This is a genomic window from Paraburkholderia sp. RL18-101-BIB-B (assembly GCF_046026985.1).
Classification (GTDB): domain Bacteria; phylum Pseudomonadota; class Gammaproteobacteria; order Burkholderiales; family Burkholderiaceae; genus Paraburkholderia.
In genome coordinates this window covers 1-775 of the sequence record NZ_JARESV010000176.1, presented here as the reverse complement: position 1 = coordinate 775, position 775 = coordinate 1, and the positions used below count along the sequence as shown (strand labels likewise).

At 61.0% G+C, this 775-nt stretch carries 1 pseudogene; it reads right to left on the bottom strand.

The annotated features are described in order from the left end of the window. Positions 1–775: pseudogene (locus P0D73_RS46570) on the bottom strand (error-prone DNA polymerase); the annotation flags it as partial.

Here is a 775-nt window from a genome sequence, read left to right as displayed (position 1 = left end):
TAGAGCGTCGCTAGGATACGTCACCGGCTCGAAGCCCTGGCGGCGCTGCAAGTAAGGATGGACCGCACCACCCTGAATCGGTCCGGGCCTGACAATGGCAACCTCAATGACCAGGTCATAAAACGTGCGGGGCTTCATCCGGGGCAACATGCTCATCTGCGCCCGCGATTCAATCTGGAACACACCAACAGTGTCCGCTGCGGAAATCATCTCGTATGTCTCGGAGTCCTCCGGCGGAATATCCTGCATCTCGAAACGCTCGCCGCGCTGCTCCGACACAATGTCCAGCGCTCGACGGATGGCAGACAGCATGCCGAGCGCGAGCACGTCGATTTTGAGCAGACCGAGCGCCTCGAGGTCATCCTTGTCCCACTCAATGACGGACCAGTCCGCCATGGCCGCATTCTCGACAGGGACAAGCCGTGTGAGCTTCCCGCGACTGATAACAAAACCGCCAGAGTGCTGCGACAGGTGACGCGGAAAGCCAAGGAGCTGGGACGCGAGTCGCGCCCACGCCTGTATAAGCGGCTTCTCCGGGTCGAGTCCCGATTCAGCGAAGCGCTTCAGGAGGTCCTGGCTCGTGTCGAACCAGTGATGGCTCTTTGCCACCTGGTCGACAATCTGCGGGTCGACGCCAAGCGCCTTGCCGGTTTCACGCAGCGCGCCCCGAGGCCGGTAGGTTGAAACCGCTGCGGCGATTGCTGCGCGGTCGCGGCCGTACTTGCGATAGATGTACTGGATGACTTCTTCGCGTCGCTGATGCTCGAAATCCACA